Annotated in this window: 17 protein-coding genes; 6 read left to right on the top strand and 11 right to left on the bottom strand. The window is 38.7% G+C overall.

Annotation, left to right across the window (positions count from 1 at the left end; all coding sequences use genetic code 11):
* The first annotated feature begins 444 nt into the window (after positions 1 to 444).
* From A4S05_RS35795 to A4S05_RS35785, 4 genes are all read left to right on the top strand, one after another.
* Complete coding sequence (locus A4S05_RS35795; protein WP_069074504.1) at positions 445 to 861, top strand: hypothetical protein; 417 nt, start codon at positions 445 to 447, stop codon at positions 859 to 861.
* Positions 862 to 1,098: 237 nt separating this feature from the next.
* On the top strand, positions 1,099 to 1,260 hold the full coding sequence (locus tag A4S05_RS41035; protein ID WP_176727208.1) for a hypothetical protein: 162 nt from the start codon (positions 1,099 to 1,101) through the stop codon (positions 1,258 to 1,260).
* A 92-nt stretch (positions 1,261 to 1,352) separates the two neighbouring features.
* Complete coding sequence (locus tag A4S05_RS35790) at positions 1,353 to 2,033, top strand: uracil-DNA glycosylase (RefSeq protein ID WP_069074503.1); 681 nt, start codon at positions 1,353 to 1,355, stop codon at positions 2,031 to 2,033.
* Between the two features lie 33 nt (positions 2,034 to 2,066).
* Positions 2,067 to 3,185, top strand: coding sequence for a hypothetical protein (locus A4S05_RS35785; protein WP_069074502.1), 1,119 nt, complete (start codon positions 2,067 to 2,069; stop codon positions 3,183 to 3,185).
* A 331-nt stretch (positions 3,186 to 3,516) separates the two neighbouring features.
* On the opposite strand, the gene A4S05_RS35780 is transcribed toward A4S05_RS35785, so the two are convergent.
* Both A4S05_RS35780 and A4S05_RS35775 read right to left on the bottom strand, forming a co-directional pair.
* On the bottom strand, positions 3,517 to 5,241 hold the full coding sequence (locus A4S05_RS35780) for a strawberry notch C-terminal domain-containing protein (protein WP_256091382.1): 1,725 nt from the start codon (positions 5,239 to 5,241) through the stop codon (positions 3,517 to 3,519).
* Between the two features lie 30 nt (positions 5,242 to 5,271).
* Positions 5,272 to 5,646, bottom strand: coding sequence for a TRADD-N-associated membrane domain-containing protein (locus A4S05_RS35775; RefSeq protein WP_256091381.1), 375 nt, complete (start codon positions 5,644 to 5,646; stop codon positions 5,272 to 5,274).
* Positions 5,647 to 5,843: 197 nt separating this feature from the next.
* Between A4S05_RS35775 and A4S05_RS35770 the strand changes: the two genes are divergently transcribed.
* On the top strand, positions 5,844 to 7,136 hold the full coding sequence (locus A4S05_RS35770; protein WP_069074501.1) for an AAA-like domain-containing protein: 1,293 nt from the start codon (positions 5,844 to 5,846) through the stop codon (positions 7,134 to 7,136).
* A gap of 36 nt (positions 7,137 to 7,172) precedes the next feature.
* Positions 7,173 to 10,403, top strand: coding sequence for an AAA-like domain-containing protein (locus A4S05_RS35765; RefSeq protein ID WP_141699905.1), 3,231 nt, complete (start codon positions 7,173 to 7,175; stop codon positions 10,401 to 10,403).
* A gap of 254 nt (positions 10,404 to 10,657) precedes the next feature.
* On the opposite strand, the gene A4S05_RS35760 is transcribed toward A4S05_RS35765, so the two are convergent.
* The 9 genes from A4S05_RS35760 to A4S05_RS35720 all read right to left on the bottom strand — a co-directional run bounded on the left by A4S05_RS35760 (position 10,658) and on the right by A4S05_RS35720 (position 15,273).
* Positions 10,658 to 11,743 (bottom strand): RNA-guided endonuclease InsQ/TnpB family protein, encoded by a 1,086-nt coding sequence (locus A4S05_RS35760; protein WP_069074499.1) that lies wholly within the window; start codon positions 11,741 to 11,743, stop codon positions 10,658 to 10,660.
* A 46-nt stretch (positions 11,744 to 11,789) separates the two neighbouring features.
* Positions 11,790 to 12,179, bottom strand: a complete 390-nt coding sequence (locus A4S05_RS39760; protein ID WP_084227386.1) for a MerR family transcriptional regulator — start codon at positions 12,177 to 12,179, stop codon at positions 11,790 to 11,792.
* A gap of 38 nt (positions 12,180 to 12,217) precedes the next feature.
* Positions 12,218 to 12,541 (bottom strand): hypothetical protein, encoded by a 324-nt coding sequence (locus A4S05_RS35750; RefSeq protein ID WP_069074498.1) that lies wholly within the window; start codon positions 12,539 to 12,541, stop codon positions 12,218 to 12,220.
* Positions 12,538 to 12,807: a hypothetical protein gene (locus A4S05_RS35745; protein WP_069074497.1), complete on the bottom strand. Its 270-nt coding sequence runs from the start codon at positions 12,805 to 12,807 to the stop codon at positions 12,538 to 12,540. The genes A4S05_RS35750 and A4S05_RS35745 overlap by 4 nt, the downstream gene beginning before the upstream one ends.
* A gap of 65 nt (positions 12,808 to 12,872) precedes the next feature.
* Positions 12,873 to 13,634 (bottom strand): hypothetical protein, encoded by a 762-nt coding sequence (locus tag A4S05_RS35740; protein WP_069074496.1) that lies wholly within the window; start codon positions 13,632 to 13,634, stop codon positions 12,873 to 12,875.
* A 44-nt stretch (positions 13,635 to 13,678) separates the two neighbouring features.
* A complete protein-coding gene (locus A4S05_RS35735; protein WP_069074495.1) occupies positions 13,679 to 13,894 on the bottom strand; it encodes a hypothetical protein in 216 nt (71 codons plus the stop codon).
* On the bottom strand, positions 13,887 to 14,213 hold the full coding sequence (locus A4S05_RS35730; RefSeq protein WP_069074494.1) for a hypothetical protein: 327 nt from the start codon (positions 14,211 to 14,213) through the stop codon (positions 13,887 to 13,889). Before A4S05_RS35730 ends, A4S05_RS35735 begins: the two co-directional genes overlap by 8 nt.
* Before the next feature lie 57 nt (positions 14,214 to 14,270).
* Positions 14,271 to 14,591 (bottom strand): hypothetical protein, encoded by a 321-nt coding sequence (locus A4S05_RS35725; protein WP_069074493.1) that lies wholly within the window; start codon positions 14,589 to 14,591, stop codon positions 14,271 to 14,273.
* A 76-nt stretch (positions 14,592 to 14,667) separates the two neighbouring features.
* On the bottom strand, positions 14,668 to 15,273 hold the full coding sequence (locus A4S05_RS35720) for a hypothetical protein (RefSeq protein WP_256091380.1): 606 nt from the start codon (positions 15,271 to 15,273) through the stop codon (positions 14,668 to 14,670).
* Positions 15,274 to 15,493: the final 220 nt, after the last annotated feature.

The following is a 15,493-nucleotide window of genomic DNA, read 5'->3' as shown; positions in this document are numbered from 1 at the left end:
TCAATGCTAGCCGAACCACTGGCACTAACAACTGAATAGTTTTATACAGTTAGTTGATGCTCAAAATGGAACAGGCGGCAAAGGCTAGTGGATTTATTTTGTGCTGATTGGCTCAGTTTGTCAATGTTGCAAAATGTTAAAGAGAAATATAGAAAAAATAAATAATTACGTGAAAGCTAGGGTTAAAAGTAGGTTTTGTTTACGTTGCGTAATAATAACTCAGTAAAGCAGACTGATTGCTACAGACATGACAAAATACCCATTGGGTGAACAGAAGCCGATTATCTTGTAAAACAACTGTGGAAAACAGCAGAAATAGCTGTGGAAAGTCTGTGGAATCTGCCAGGAAAAGTAGAGGTAATGATAAGAATTGCAAAAAGTTCAGATTTGTAATCTCTGCCGTTGCAGTGTAATATCAGCCTCAGTATTCCCAAGGAGCTAATCATGAGAGGATGGGTAAACGATCCACATTCAGGAGGGGTAAAAATCCCGGAGCAAGTCAAACAGAGAACAAAGCAACGGATATTAGCTTATGCAGAGCAGCATTATGCAGGAAAATACATACGTATTGATGTGCGTTTTAAGGGATATTTCTGTTACATAGATGCTTATAAAGAACCATTTTTACCAGACAATGATGACCTATCAATGTTTAAAATAACACGCTCTGAATATATAGAGAGAGCCAAGAATACACCAATTCATCTGTGTCGATTGCGGTACAAAGGGAATGAAGAGAAATGGACAAAGGCTTTTTATACCTATAGTAATGAAAAATACGAACCTAGCTTATTTAATAATGGTACTTTTTATGGGACACCAGAAGAGGCATTTCAAAGTTCAGCATTGTATTTAGATTAATCAAATTTCTACAGATTTAATGATTTTTGAAATAGAAATAGAAATATAAAATTGTTTGGCTGATAAAAAAGTAACAATATCAATCAATATATCGATCAATATGCCTGAATCTTACACGTTTCAACCTTTACTGCTAATTAATACTATGTTGGATATTAGTGAGAATCACTACTAAAAATCCCATATATATATTGAGGAAGTAATTAGTTGTAAAAGTGCTTTAGTGCTGATGATAATTTGCAAAGGCGATTTCATAAATCTCATCTAGGGTTGGGAATTACACAACTAAAAACAGTTGGTGCTGATGTTGGTACTGGTGGTACATCCTTTAGAGATTATCTAGCTAAATACGCTCGGGAAGAAGCGCCTCTGTTTCCAGGTTTAGAAGATATTCTCTAATTGCATCAGAGTGTTAGTTATTTGTGAAAAACACGGAATTGTTGAGGTTACGAGATGTAGGATAATATGTCTAGATGCTAAATAATCATCGAATGATAAATTTGCAATTTCCTAATGATTGGCAGAAAGTACTAGCTGAAGAATTTAAACAACCTTACTTTACTAAACTTCAAGATTTTCTAGTAAGTGAAAGGTTATCTTATACTATCTATCCAGCTAAAGAAGAGACATTTTCTGCTTTTGAACTGACACCTTACGACCAAGTAAAAGTCGTATTGCTGGGACAAGATCCATATCACAATGAAAACCAAGCACATGGTTTATGTTTTTCAGTAAGACCAGGGATAAAACCGCCTCCATCACTTGGCAACATATTTAAAGAACTTAAACAAGATATTGGATTTGAAACCCCAAATAATGGCTATCTTGTAACATGGGCTAAACAGGGTATATTGATGTTAAATACAGTACTAAGTGTCAGAGCAGGTATGGCAAATTCCCATAAAAATAAGGGTTGGGAAACTTTTACAGATGTGGTAATTAGTAAAATTAGCCAGAAACCTGCACCTGTGATCTTTGTGCTGTGGGGTAAGGATGCACAAAAGAAATTAAAGCTGATAGATACTAACAAAAATATCATAATTCAATCAGCACATCCTTCACCACTTTCTGCTCACAATGGTTTTTTTGGCAGCAAGCCCTTTTCAGCTATTAATTCTGCATTAATTTCTTATGGACAATCAGAAATTAATTGGCAAATACCAAATATTTAAAAATTAAATACTTTATTAAAGATAAAGAAAACTATGAGCGAGTACCAGTATTACGAATTCCAGGCATTAGACCGACCATTAACTGCATCAGAACAAGCATATATAAGTAGTTTATCTAGTCGGGTACAACTGAGTGCAACAAACGCAATTTTTACCTACAGCTATGGAGACTTTCGAGGTGAACCCAAGGAAGTTCTAGAAAAGTGTTTCGACATCATGTTATACATGGCGAATTGGGGGACGCGACAATTAATGTTTCGTTTCCCTAAAACAGTGGTTGCTCCATCAGTTTTTGAACCTTATTGTTTAGCTGATAAAATTACTGTATCAAGGAGCAAAAACTATGTAATTGTGGATATTAGTATCCAGGACGAAGAATATGGAGATTGGATAGAAGGGGAGGGATGGCTAGCACAATTAGTGCAGTTGCGTGATGATATTTTGCAAGGAGATTATCGAGTTTTATACCTGGCTTGGTTAAAAGCAGCTTCAATAGCAATTGAAGAAGGGGAAGATGAAGAAGATTTAGTTGAACCACCTGTCCCAGCAAACTTGAAAAAACTACCTGCTGCAATTGAGACTTTTATAGAGTTATTTGATATTGACCAGGATTTAATTGCATCGGCATCTCAAGTAAGTATTGATAAAAAAGAAAATACTGAACCCATAAAAGAGTGGATTACAGCTTTGTCATCAGAGGAAAAAGACTATTTCCTTTTGAAAGTGGCAACAGGTGAAATTAATGTTGGAATACAACTTCTAAACCGACTGCGAGAACTATTTAAGATTCCCAAAAGTGATAGCAATCATGATACTCACAGACGCTCATTCTCCCAGTTACTAGAAAATGCTAATGAGCAAATGCAACAGCGTCAGCAACGAGAAAAATTAGCAGCACAACAGGAAAAAATCCGGAAGTTAGAAGTTCTAGCTAAAAATCAAGATAAAGTATGGTCAGATATATATAAGTTACTTGAATTCAAGCAATCCAAAACTTATGACCAAGCAGTTGCACATCTAGTTGACTTACGGGAATTGGCTGAATATCAAGGAAAGCTAGAGGAGTTCAAATCTTCTATTAAGCAGATGCAAAAAAATTATAGCACCCGGACTGGATTGCTATCGCGCCTGAAAAAAGTTGGATTATTGTAAATTCTCTAAGTGTACAATTTTTCTTTTCTGACACGGTGATGCCGATTACCAAGAAGGGGGGAAAAGGAAAGGGGAAAGGGCAATATACAAAGAACTTTTTATATTCATGGTATGAAGCCCCTATTTTTAAATAGGTCGAATAAAAAAAGAAGATTTTTAAGGCACGTAGTGCGATAACTTAGCAGTGCGGAGCCGGAGCCGCTCCGCCTCCGGTCCATATTTGAAACAAGAGCTTTTAAGTTACTTATTCCCTTTCCCATTTCCCTTTTTTCACACTCTTGTTTGAGCGAAAACTAAGCTGATGTATTTATTAGATACATCAGCTTTTGACTTATCCCAAGATTTCAATTACAGCCGCTAGAATAGCTGGGGCTTTGTCTGAAACCGGAATGAATACTCGCTTTTTCCAGTTGATGATCTCGGTGAAGCAACCCACAGCTAAGAGCCGCTCTGCCACTGAGATAGCATTAACCAGTTCTATGCGAGCTTCATTAGCAATCAAAGAACGTCGCAAGGTTACACCACCCGGCAACTGCTGTGTATATTTCTCGTTCAGTACCAGCTTCACAAGTTCTTCTGGAGAAAGCAGTTGGTTCCTGAGTCCAAGTTGTTCGCGCACGGTTTGAATATCGTGAGCATTCACCACCCGACCGAGAATCTTTTGTCCATCGCTGGTTTGCAACCGGAAGACTCGGCTATTGTGCTGCGGCAAGATTTTCCAAATGGGCAACAAAATACCGGTGACTAAGTGCAGATAATCGGTAGTGAACTTGGGCAGCGCATCTACCTCTTTCGACCACGCTGCAATGAACGCATCGACACAAACCGCTTTCCAAGTGGAAGATTCTAAATCCTTGACTGGTATACGGGTTTCTTTTTGGGGGCGGACGAGTAACACTCTTGGTACAACTCCACCCTCAGAGTCGTAAATACTATGTGTTGGAATTGACACAGCAGCATTGCCTGACTTGGAGTTGATCATGAGCTTTCCACGATATTGAGTTGCGAACTCTAACATCTCGTCAGCAGTTCTGATGTTGTTCTTCTGGGTGCGTTGTACTTTCAAGTAATTGGTGACGCTATCTGTGGCAGGGTGGGTGTACACAGCTTCCTGGCTGTCAACAGTAAAGCGTTCAGCCCGTAAAGTCTCCACACCCATCTCATAGACACCAGCCGCGATCGCTGCTTCAATCTGTTGACTTAGCAACAACTCAAACCTCTCGAAAATGATGTTCTGCATATCGATGCGTAAAGCCAACAGGCGATTGAGGAATTGCCGCAATGGGGGCAAGTCGATTTTCATCCCGCCTTCGTGAGAGGTTAAGCTAAGTCCCGTCATTTGCTCGAACTTTCCTAAAGGCACTTCATAAAATCGACCTTGGTATATTTGCCTGAATAACTCATACAGCGCGTGTTCTGCATAGTTCGATTCCAGATTATCCTTAGCTTCAAATATCCCATTGCCTCCGGTTTGCCTTTGCCCCCTTGTGAGTGCGCCCAAGCTATCCAGCCTTCGAGCGATGGTTGAGATAAAGCGGCGTTCACCGATGACGTTAGTGGTAACAGGTCTGAACACGGGTGCTGATGCTTGGTTGGTGCGGTGCGATCGCCCAAGTCCTTGGATTGCGTTGTCTGCTCTCCAGCCGGCTTCCAACAAATAATGCGATCGCCGCCGACGATTCGCAGCATTTAGATCAGCATGATAACTTCTGCCTGTGCCACCAGCGTCACTGAAGATGAGGATTTGTTTGTCACCCTGCATAAACGCAGCAGTCTCAGCAATATTCGCCCCACTACCCCGTGAATCAACGAACAAACGCCCTGAATCATCTTTCAGAACTCGCTTGCTGCGACCAGTTACTTCGGCAATTTGCTTGTGACCAAAATGCCACAGCAATTGTTCTAATGCGCCAGGGATTGGATCAAGACATGCTAACTTATCTACTAAGGCATCTCTCAAGGCTACAGCTTCTTGGGAGATAACCGGAGAGCCATCAGCGTCAAAGACTGGCTCGGATCTTTCTGAGCCGTCAGAGGATGAGTGGATGGAGTGCAAATGGATTGGGAATGCAATGATCTCGTACTACTATGACTCATCTTCCTCGTTATCTAAGGCTTTTGCTGTGTCATTCAGCCTGTTATTTGCATCCTTAGCAAGTCTAAGGCATGAGCCACTAACAGTTCCAGCTGTAACTGCTCCGACTGCTGTAACTGTTCCTACGGATACATTGCCTGAAAATAGGAGAATAACACCTACAAAGCTGATAAGCCCACTTGCGGCTGTCAATCCAAAAGCAAGGTTAAAACTAACACGGGCTTGACGAAGACGCTCTTGATGAATACTGTTGGAACTAATCAAGTTTAAATCTTGACCATTTGAGGGAAGTTCTTGCTCAACTTTCTCTTGTTGATTAAGCACTACAGAAGTAGGCCTATTAGTTTTTCTGAAGATTGCTTTCATCTGTCTGTCTTTCCACGACAACAATTTTATTAAAGCTACTAGGTGCTTTAGTTCAAAGTTGAGAAAGTATAAAGTTGAACTGAGTTGTAGCTTACATACATCTGATAACTGACTTATGACTGAGTTATAACTAACTTATCGTCCTAGAATAGGGAAAAATATTATGATTTGAACAGTTCTGCTCAATTAAGAGAGCTATGTCCAGATCAATCAAAGTTTCTCAACAGCATATTGAACAGGTAAAATTAGCTGTCAAGCGGAGTGGTTTTCCTCGCCAAAAAGATTTAGCTGAAAACTTGCAGTTATCCTTGGCTACAATAAGTAATTTTCTCAATGGCCGACCCGTTGATTATTTAAATTTTTATGAAATTTGTCAGAAGCTAGGGCTTGAGCTAGATAAGATAGCTGACTTTGAAATTCATAATGCTAATAATTCTTACCAGACTTTAGATTTAGAAACAGAACAAGCTCCTATTGCTCTTTTCCCAGAAGAATCAGAAATAAAAGCTTCTAATTATATAGAGCGGCCTCCCATTGAATCTCATTGTTATGAAACAATTGTGCAACCTGGTTCTTTGCTGAGAATCAAAGCTTCTAAGCGAATGGGAAAAACTTGGCTGATAAACAATATTATTCATCAGGCACAGAAGCAAAATTACATAACAGTACGTTTGAGCTTGCTCCTAGCAGATGGAACCGTCTTAAAGAATTTAGATGAATTTTTACGCTGGTTCTGTGTTGTTGTTTGCCGACAGATGAAACTATCACCCCAACTTGATGATTACTGGGAGAAGGGATTAGGAAGTAATTATAACTGTACACTGTACTTTGAGGAACACTTATTAGCCCAAATAGATAGACCATTGGTTTTATGCTTAGATGAAGTAGATCGAATTTTTTCTTATAGCCAAATAGCTGAAGACTTTTTAGGTATGCTCAGAGCATGGCATGAGGAAGCAAAAAGCCGCCAAATGTGGCGAAAGCTACGATTAATTTTGGCACACTCGACAGAAGCATACATTCCATTAAATATTAATCGTTCACCATTTAATGTTGGACTAGGTATAGAACTACCAGAGTTTACAAGTGAGCAAATACAAGAGTTATCAAGACGACAAGGACTTAATTTAGATACATCACAAATTTTAGAATTAATGGACTTAGTAGGGGGGCATCCCTATTTAGTGCAACGGGCAATTTATTATTTAAATACCCAGAAAATCAGCCTTGTAAAGCTCTTACAGGAGGCTGATACAGAATCAGGTATTTATAATGACCATTTACGGGGACACTTATACAATCTTAAACAATATCCAGAATTAGCTGTAGCGATGAAAAAAATAGTTAATACAGCTAATTCTGTGCAATTAGAACCGAATCAAATATTTAAGTTGCAAAGTTTAGGCTTGGTAAAACTGCATGGAAATGCCATTGAATCACGATGTAATTTATATTCTCAATATTTCCGCGAACATCTTGTCAATGAGTAAGTATTTATTATTTTCAATACAACCAGATAAATGAGCATGAAGGAAAGTAAAACATACAGATATCAAGTTGGTGGGAGTTTAGCGGCGGATGCTCCTACTTATGTTGTTCGACAAGCAGATAAAGACTTATATGAAGGATTAAAGAGCGGAGATTTTTGTTATGTATTAAATTCACGGCAAATGGGGAAATCTAGCCTACGTGTCCGTACAATGGAAAGGCTAGAAGAAGAAGGGATTCGATGTGTTGCTATTGATTTAACAACAATTGGTAGCCAAAATGTAACACCAGATGGGTGGTACATGGGAATTTTTTACGAGCTAGTCAGAAAATTTGAGTTATCTGATAGAGTCAATCGCCGAAATTGGTGGCGTGAACGCGAACAGTTACCATCTGTGCAGAAATTAAGTGAATTTATTGAGCAGGTATTACTATTAGAAATTATTGAAAATATTGTTATTTTTATTGATGAAATTGATAGTACTCTCAGTTTAAATTTTTCAACAGATGATTTTTTTGCATTTATCCGAGCCTGTTATAACCAGCGCGTTAATAATCCTTTATATAGACGGCTTTCATTTGTTTTGCTAGGTGTCGCTACTCCTTCTGATTTAATTAAAGATAAAACTCGCACACCTTTCAATATTGGGAGAGCTATTGAGTTGAGTGGTTTTAACTTATATGAAACTCAAACTTTAGCGGCAGGATTAACAGATAAAGTTAGCAACCCACAAGCAGTTTTAAGGCAAGTATTAAGCTGGACAGGTGGTCAACCATTTTTAACTCAAAAGCTCTGTCAGATTATCTATACGTGTGAATTTCCCCTTCCTGTTGTGCAAGAGTCCGAGTGGGTAGAACAACTAATAAAATTATACTTGCTTGAAAATTGGGAAGCCCAGGATAACCCAGAACATCTAAGAACTATTCGTGACCGTATTATTAGGAGTAAGCAACGTGCTGGTCGGCTACTAGGACTTTATCAAAAAATTCTTCAACAAGGAGAAATATTAGCTGATAATAGTCCTGCACAAAAAGAACTTCAACTTTCAGGCTTAGTTGTCAAAGAGCAAGGCAAGTTAAAAGTTTATAATCGCATATATGCTTCAATTTTTACCTCAAATTGGGTAGACGAAGAACTTGCTACTCTGCGTCCCTATGCTGAAGCCATAAATGCTTGGATTGTTTCTTGTTATCAAGATCAATCAAGATTACTACGAGGGCAAGCACTACAAGAAGCCTTAACTTGGGCATCAGATAAAAGTTTGAGTAACGAAGATTATCAGTTTTTATCAGCAAGCCAAGAATTAGAAAAAAAAGAGGTTAAACTTGCTTTAGAAGCAGCAGAAAAAGCAAATCAAATATTAGCAGAAGCCCAGCATCAAGCTAAAAAAACCATCCGTAAGGGATTTACTGGATTAGCTGTGATTTCATCGATAGCAGTAATGCTATTAATATTTACTAGCACGAATCTAAATATAGCATTACGAAAAGAAAAATTAGCACAGATAGAAACTCAAAAAGCTAATCAAAAGTTGTACAACGCTGAAAAAGAACGCCAAGAAGTTAATCAACAAATTAATGAGAAAAATTTAGAGGTAGAGAATGTTAAAAAAAAGCAAGCAAATCTTGAAAAATATAATAATATAGCTTCCGAAAAAATTAAGCTGGCTGAGAAAAAGCAAAAAGGAGCAGAAAAGCAAACTCAAATCGAAAAACAAAATCTTATAAATGCAAAAATAGAACTAGAAAAAATTTCTTTAGTAATCAACAAGAAAAATGAAGAGTTAGAAAAAGAAGCACAGAAGTATCAAGAGCTTAAAGTTGGATACACAAAAGCTCAAGATAAACTTAAGGAAGCAGTATCTGACTTAAAGCAATTGTACGCCATAACACACGGTACAAATAATGAAGGTAGAGACAGTTTAGCTTCTCAATTTGATCCAAGAGAGTCAACTGTAGTAGCGAGAGACCGTATCACTAGTTTGACTGAGAAAAAAACTGTTATAGAGTTTCCCAATATTAATGACAAAGTTAGCACAGTTTCGCCAAGTGGTTATCCAACATCAACAACTTTGAATGTAGAACCAATAATAATCGATACTTATTATAATTCTCAAATAAATATAACTGATTCAAAAAAATCATCATTGCTTTCTAGAAGTTCAAGTACCAGCATAAATAGAAATAATAAAGATTTAATTTCATTAAACAGAGAGTGTAGGCGTAGAGAGATATTACAGTTTGGTAGTAATGCTTCAGCAGCACTTGAAATACAAAAGCAATTAAAAAAATTAGGATTCTATAATGGTGAATTAACGGGAAAGTTTGATGATTTAACTGAAGCCTCTGTACTGAAATTCCAAAAAGCTTTAGGAATAAATACTAATGGTAGAATCTGTCAACATTTATTAGAAAAATTGTTAACAAGGGTATCTAAGCCTTTAGAGGAGAAGCCTTACGTATTTTCTGGAAATGGAGGAAATATAACTATTAATGCTAGTGAAATTTTGGGGATATCTGAGCCTTTATATGATGACAATGGCACGTTTCGTGGACACCAAGGAAATATCAGTATTAATGTTAATAACCTTATTTTAAAGGATGATACTGGTAAGCTTGGATCTGAAAATAGAGGTAGTTTTACTATTACAGGTCGTGGAGCAATTGGTATTAGTAGTACTGAGTCAATCTCTCTTAATAATATAGCTGAGTTATACCCCCAAAATCTAAACAGAGTGCATAAAAACCCCAGACAATTAAATCTACTTTCACCCAACACAAGTGATATCACCACTATCTCTCAATCTTATCCCTTATCAAGTGGTGAGAAAATTATCACAAGATTGAGAGAAAGATATAATATAGGGCTTTCTTTTATAGATGGTAACAGTAATCGAAAATCAGCATCTAGTCAGCGAATAGAAACTGTTAATACTCAACAATCTATTCTAGCAGTTCCTTTTCTACCTAGGGCTGTAGGCCCAGTAGTTGGTGATATAGCTATCAGCTCATTAGTTAATGATATGAGTATTTCAAAATTGAATACAAGAAATATTAACCTACAAGGTTTAGACAATTCTCAAAATTTAACTAAAAAATTTTTTAATAATCTTGAAATTACTCCTCGTAGATATAACAATAAAATTCGTGAGTTACAAAAATGGTTAAATGCTAGAGGCTTCTACAATGGCCCATTAGATGGGATCTGGGGAACACAAACCCAAGAAGCTATCGAAGCATTTCAAATTTACTATGGAATTGCTAATTAGTGAGAGCCAATATTAAGAAGTTACGGCTTTAATAGTTATGCTTCTATACAGACTATTTGGGAATAGTAGAGTTTTTAATAGCTAAACTATTATCAACATCTTAATAAAGCGTGGACATTTCATCCGTTACATAACTCCTGCCTAAAACTATCTATAAATAGATAAATTATCTTTATTAAATCGTTTTAGGCTTTGTTTATTTCCTGTTTCATTCTGGAGAAGTCGGCTTCAACCAGTCCACAGGCTAATACTGTCTAACTGACAGCTTTAGACAAATTGATGGCGGCGTTTAAATCTCTATCAGAGGTAAAACCGCAATATTTACACTCAAACACTCTTTGCCTTAGCAGCAGAGTTTCTTTTTTAGTGCCACAGTGAGAACAAGTCTTAGAACTAGGAAACCATCTGTCAACTACTACAAGTTTTGAGCCATAGAGCTTGCATTTGTAAGTTAGTTGCCGACGTAATTCATAAAAGCCCATATCTAAAACTGCTTTAGCCAGTTTACGATTAGCTAACATCCCTTTAACGTTGAGGTCTTCAATTACTACTGTTCCGTGGTTTTTGGCTAACAGTGTTGTAAGTTTGTGTAGTGTATCTTTACGGATGTTAGCAATCTTTCTGTGTAACTTAGCAATTTTTAATTGAATTTTCTTCCAGTTATTTGACCCAATAACCTTACGTCTATTTAACCATTGTAGTCTGCTTAATTTACTTTCGTACCTTTTATAAGATTTAGCTCCTTCGATTACTTCTCCTGTTGACAAAGTAGCTAAACTCTTTATTCCTAAATCCACACCTACAATACTCTTTAAGTTTGACTCTTGTTGTTCCACTTCTAGCCTGAAGCTAATAAACCATCTGTCAGCCTTACGGCTAATTGTAACTGACTTAGGCGTAACTTGAGGTAATCTTTCATAAGTTGTAAGCACTCCAATTTTAGGGACTTGAATTTTGTTGTTTCCTAAAATTTTTACATCTCCTTCTAAAGTGAAACTATCATGCTGACCTGTTTTCTTAAATTTGGGAATACCTGAGATTCTTTTAAAACATCTATCCCAAGCGATTCTTAATGCTATTAGTGATTGCTGGGGTGTTGATTTAGAGCATTCATAATACCAAGGATTTTCTTTCTTGACTAATGCTACTAACCATTTACACAAATCAAAATAACTAGGAAACTTAATCTTCTCTGCTGGGTTAGCTTTGTTGTGATCTAATATTTGCTTGGTCAAAGCTAACCCCCAATTCCAAGCGTGTCTTGCCACTCCGCAATGCTTTAAAAATGCTGTAAGCTGCTTATTATTTAATTTCAATTCAGTTTTAAAGCCTAGCAGCATCTATCTAATCTCCGTAACTACTTAGTTATGCTATTTGCGAAGTTGATTACCCAACTAAATACCGAACAACTTGCGGATCTATCGCAGCAATCCGCTTTTTGATTGATTGTGGAGGATTCTTGAAAAACCGTTTTAAATCCCGACTCTTGACTAAATAATTTCTAGCAGAACGTCGCATGGCTTTAAGCCAACCTAGTCTTACCCATCTAGCAACAGTACAGGGGTTTAAGGAGAGAGCTTGAGCAATTTGGTTACAACTATAATTGTCCAGAGTGGGACGTGCAGAATAACCCAACGCATAGAGCTTTTTATGAACAGCTAATGTTGTACGATGATAGCCTCGGATTCTGAGTCTGTATGCTATCTGCTTGGGTATATATGCTTCAGACATTTCTTCGAGTATTTCTAATTCTTCAGGAGTCCATTTTCTTTTCATTTCTTATTCCTCTTATGACTAAATAAGCTGAAGAAATATTATTGGTGTTTTTCTAGCCGCTTGTATTCGTCCCAATTTCTGGGGTTGTGAGGTGATGACGTTGATTCTTCAAACTCCCAGTTTTGAGAAGTAATATCAAATAGTTCAATTGCAGCATCAAACCCGCATTGCAAAAATCTGGTATAGGATTCTTCAGACCAAAGAATTGATTCAACAATTGCAGTCAATAGTTTGAGATTGGTTTGGGTTGCTGCTCCCTCGGATTGGAGCCATTCAATTGTTTCAAGGAGTTCTTTTTTGCTCCAGGCCGCAGTAGATGGTGGTAGTGCTGCGATCGGAATAGAACCTGTTAGTTGTTTCATAAATCCTCTAATTCCCCAACACCCTCATCAGTTGCCACCTTCTTTTGGGATTTGGCTTTACTGATTTGAAATTCGTTAGCTTTAATCAGGGGCATTGCAGCGTCTTTGACTGCTGCTTTGGCTTGGTGATAGAGGAATTGAACTACGCCCGAAGCATCTTCTTCATCTTCCACTTGCGCCCAGAGAGAGCAGCCTACTTCGAGAGATTCGTAGTTGCCCAAGTTAAATTTTCTCGAATAACTAATCGAGACAGTACCGATTTTCATTGATTGATTTTGTTGCTAATTGATGTAGTGGCGACTCTTGAGCGAATCGCCTTTATAATGCTTAATTACCGTTTGTTACCTTGTGGCAATACTTGGTGATTTTGAGCTTGTAAAGATGCTCTTGCCTCTGCTTCCGAAACAGCCGGGAATGCAGGCACGGTAACAATCGCGTTTGATGCCCAGCGTTCGTAAGTCTCGTTAGTCACCCATTGCAGTGTTGCCCCTGATTCTGCACCAGAGCGAATCATCTCGGCTGCAACGAGAGCATCATGCTCAAAATCAGATTGTGGGTTACGGTACGACCACTGAATGAACCAATACGTTCCCAACGCACCTTCTACCTTCTGGAACTCGGCGCAGAAGATGTAGTTTTTGAGGACAGATGCGATCGCGGCGTAGCAGAATTCTTTCGGATCTCCGGGCATTCCATCCTCACACCATTGTTGGAAAGCACGATGAGCGAAATGGTTGTACAGTCCAGCAAATGAATCCTTACTCCGGCGGTGCATCAGAAAACTCAAAAGCATGGAAGCTGGCCCCTTGAACTGGTCTTTAAGTCCGCCTGTCACTGGAATCACCCACAATTCGGTAAATGGTTCATTGGTGAAGTTCTCGTTGATTGTGAGTAGACGGTCAGGGCGAGAGATTGCGATCGCAAAGTCTGCCTTATTTCCTTTGAGATAACCACCTGCCTGTGCTTCTAAAATTGTCAGTTTTGGAGGGCAATCGAGAAGAAATTGCCCGTATTCTTTAGCACAATTAGCTTGTAGTTTTGGTTGACTGGGTGGGATGAGAAAAACGCTGTTGTTGATTTTGATGGTTTCCATGATGGTGTTGTATTTGTTGTGTTTGTTTTAGTGAGTTAATGGGCTTAGTTAGTCGGCAATTTGTCAGAATCTTGTGTAATCGTCAGTAAAAAACCGTGTTTGGTATTCTGTACTCGCACTAGTTCTCTATCAAGCAAAGATTGGATTACTGTTCGTGAGAAATTAATACTGTGTAAAGGAGCAGAACCACCATAGCGGCGCAAGAAAAGCAGCAAGCTAGCAGCCGTGAGGTCAGAGCAGTTTTTAGGCGGTTTAGCCATTAGCTATGCCTCCAGGAATTGCTTTTAGCTCGTGTGTCAGCAATTCAACTTGACGTAAACGTTTGTTAATCTCTGCTTCTATTTGTGCTTTTAATTCCTGTGGTGTGAGTAATTCCAGTGCGTCTTCAAGGTGGTATTCTTCGTCTTCACAATTCTTGTCAGGCAGCAGTACATAACGCCAGCCTTCGCCAAATTCATGAGCTAAAAGTGTATCTTCGGAGTAGTACTTTAAGCCTATAATCACGCCTCGTTCTGTACGTTGTCCAAAGGTAAAACGTGGATATTTCCAACCTTGTGGAATTGATATTGTTGGTTCCATTGTTTTAATTGGTGAATAGTTAGGGAGAATTCAGGAGCCAGGAGTCAGAATTCTGGTTTACGCTGCAACAGTCTTGTCAATACTTGTAGTTTTGAGAAAATTCTCTAGTGCGATTACTGCATTCAATGGCTGGGGATAGCGGATCTCATCCACCTCGTTTGACCAATGGGTTATATGTTGAAAGACCAAACCAAGCATTGAGCCAGCTTTATAGACACGGTAATTTTTGGGACAAGCACCATTGCAATACACCAGCTTGTAAACGGAAATTTCTATGACCTGTGCGTTTGCATCTGTTGGTGGCAGGAGTATTTTTTCGCCGTGTTCGTCCCAATCAGGTGTTTTGACTGAGGGCGTAGTTATTGTGACGTGTGCCATGATTAAGCCATCTTATGGTGAAGTAGCAAGCGATTGCACTTGTTTTGGTTGCAATCGCTTTTTCTACATTCGATATTTACGCTGCTACTGCTTGCCTGACTCCGAGTGATGCGATGGCAGCATCAACGCTGTCAAATGTGTAGCTGCTCCCCAGTTGAGTACGTCGGCTGTACCACTGATTTGCTCTGTTGTACCCGACGAAGCCAACACGGTGGTGATTCAGATATAGAGTTGTGCTGAAGGAAAGCCAGTCAATCTGCCCGTAAGTTAAACCGAATCTGATGCAAGCTGTTTCCAGTTCTTTGCTTAGACGTTCGTTGCGTTCTAGAGGTGTTTCTGGGAGCGTTGCTTTCACCTGTGCAACTCTTTTGGCGAACCAGTCTCGATCGAATGGTAGTCGTCCACCACTGACTAATTGCACCCATACTGTGATTCCGCCTTCTATCCAGATTGTGCGAACTGATTCGGGTTCAACTTCGATAATCTCGCCAATGATGCGGCGATCTCTGCTGGTGAGAGGATCTTGGGTTGGGGCTACAGCTTCAGCTTGGGTTTCGATATAGTTGTTCAGTTCTGCTTGAGCTAGGGCTTGCTCATCTTTGAAGGGAACTTCTGTAACTGTTGTTGATGTGTTGTAGTTGAAGCTAGAAGCCGTTTGCTGTGTGTAAACTGATTGAGTCATAATATAGATTCCTGCAAAGGGTCAAAGGGCGATCGCACAAGTTTCGTAGGCTGGGGCGGTCGTCTTTTGTTTTCATATCTCTATAATAACAACTCAGAGTACAAAAATCAACTAGAAGTACAAATATTTTTGGAAACTTCAACACGTAAGTCAGACATAATCTCAATCAGTTCTACACCAAGAGTTTTGGCGATTGCCGTAATGATTTTTGTTGAAACAG

The organism is Nostoc sp. KVJ20, assembly GCF_001712795.1.
GTDB lineage: Bacteria > Cyanobacteriota > Cyanobacteriia > Cyanobacteriales > Nostocaceae > Nostoc.
Note: the sequence above shows the minus strand (reverse complement) of the source record. Positions and strands in the feature narration are given on the sequence as shown.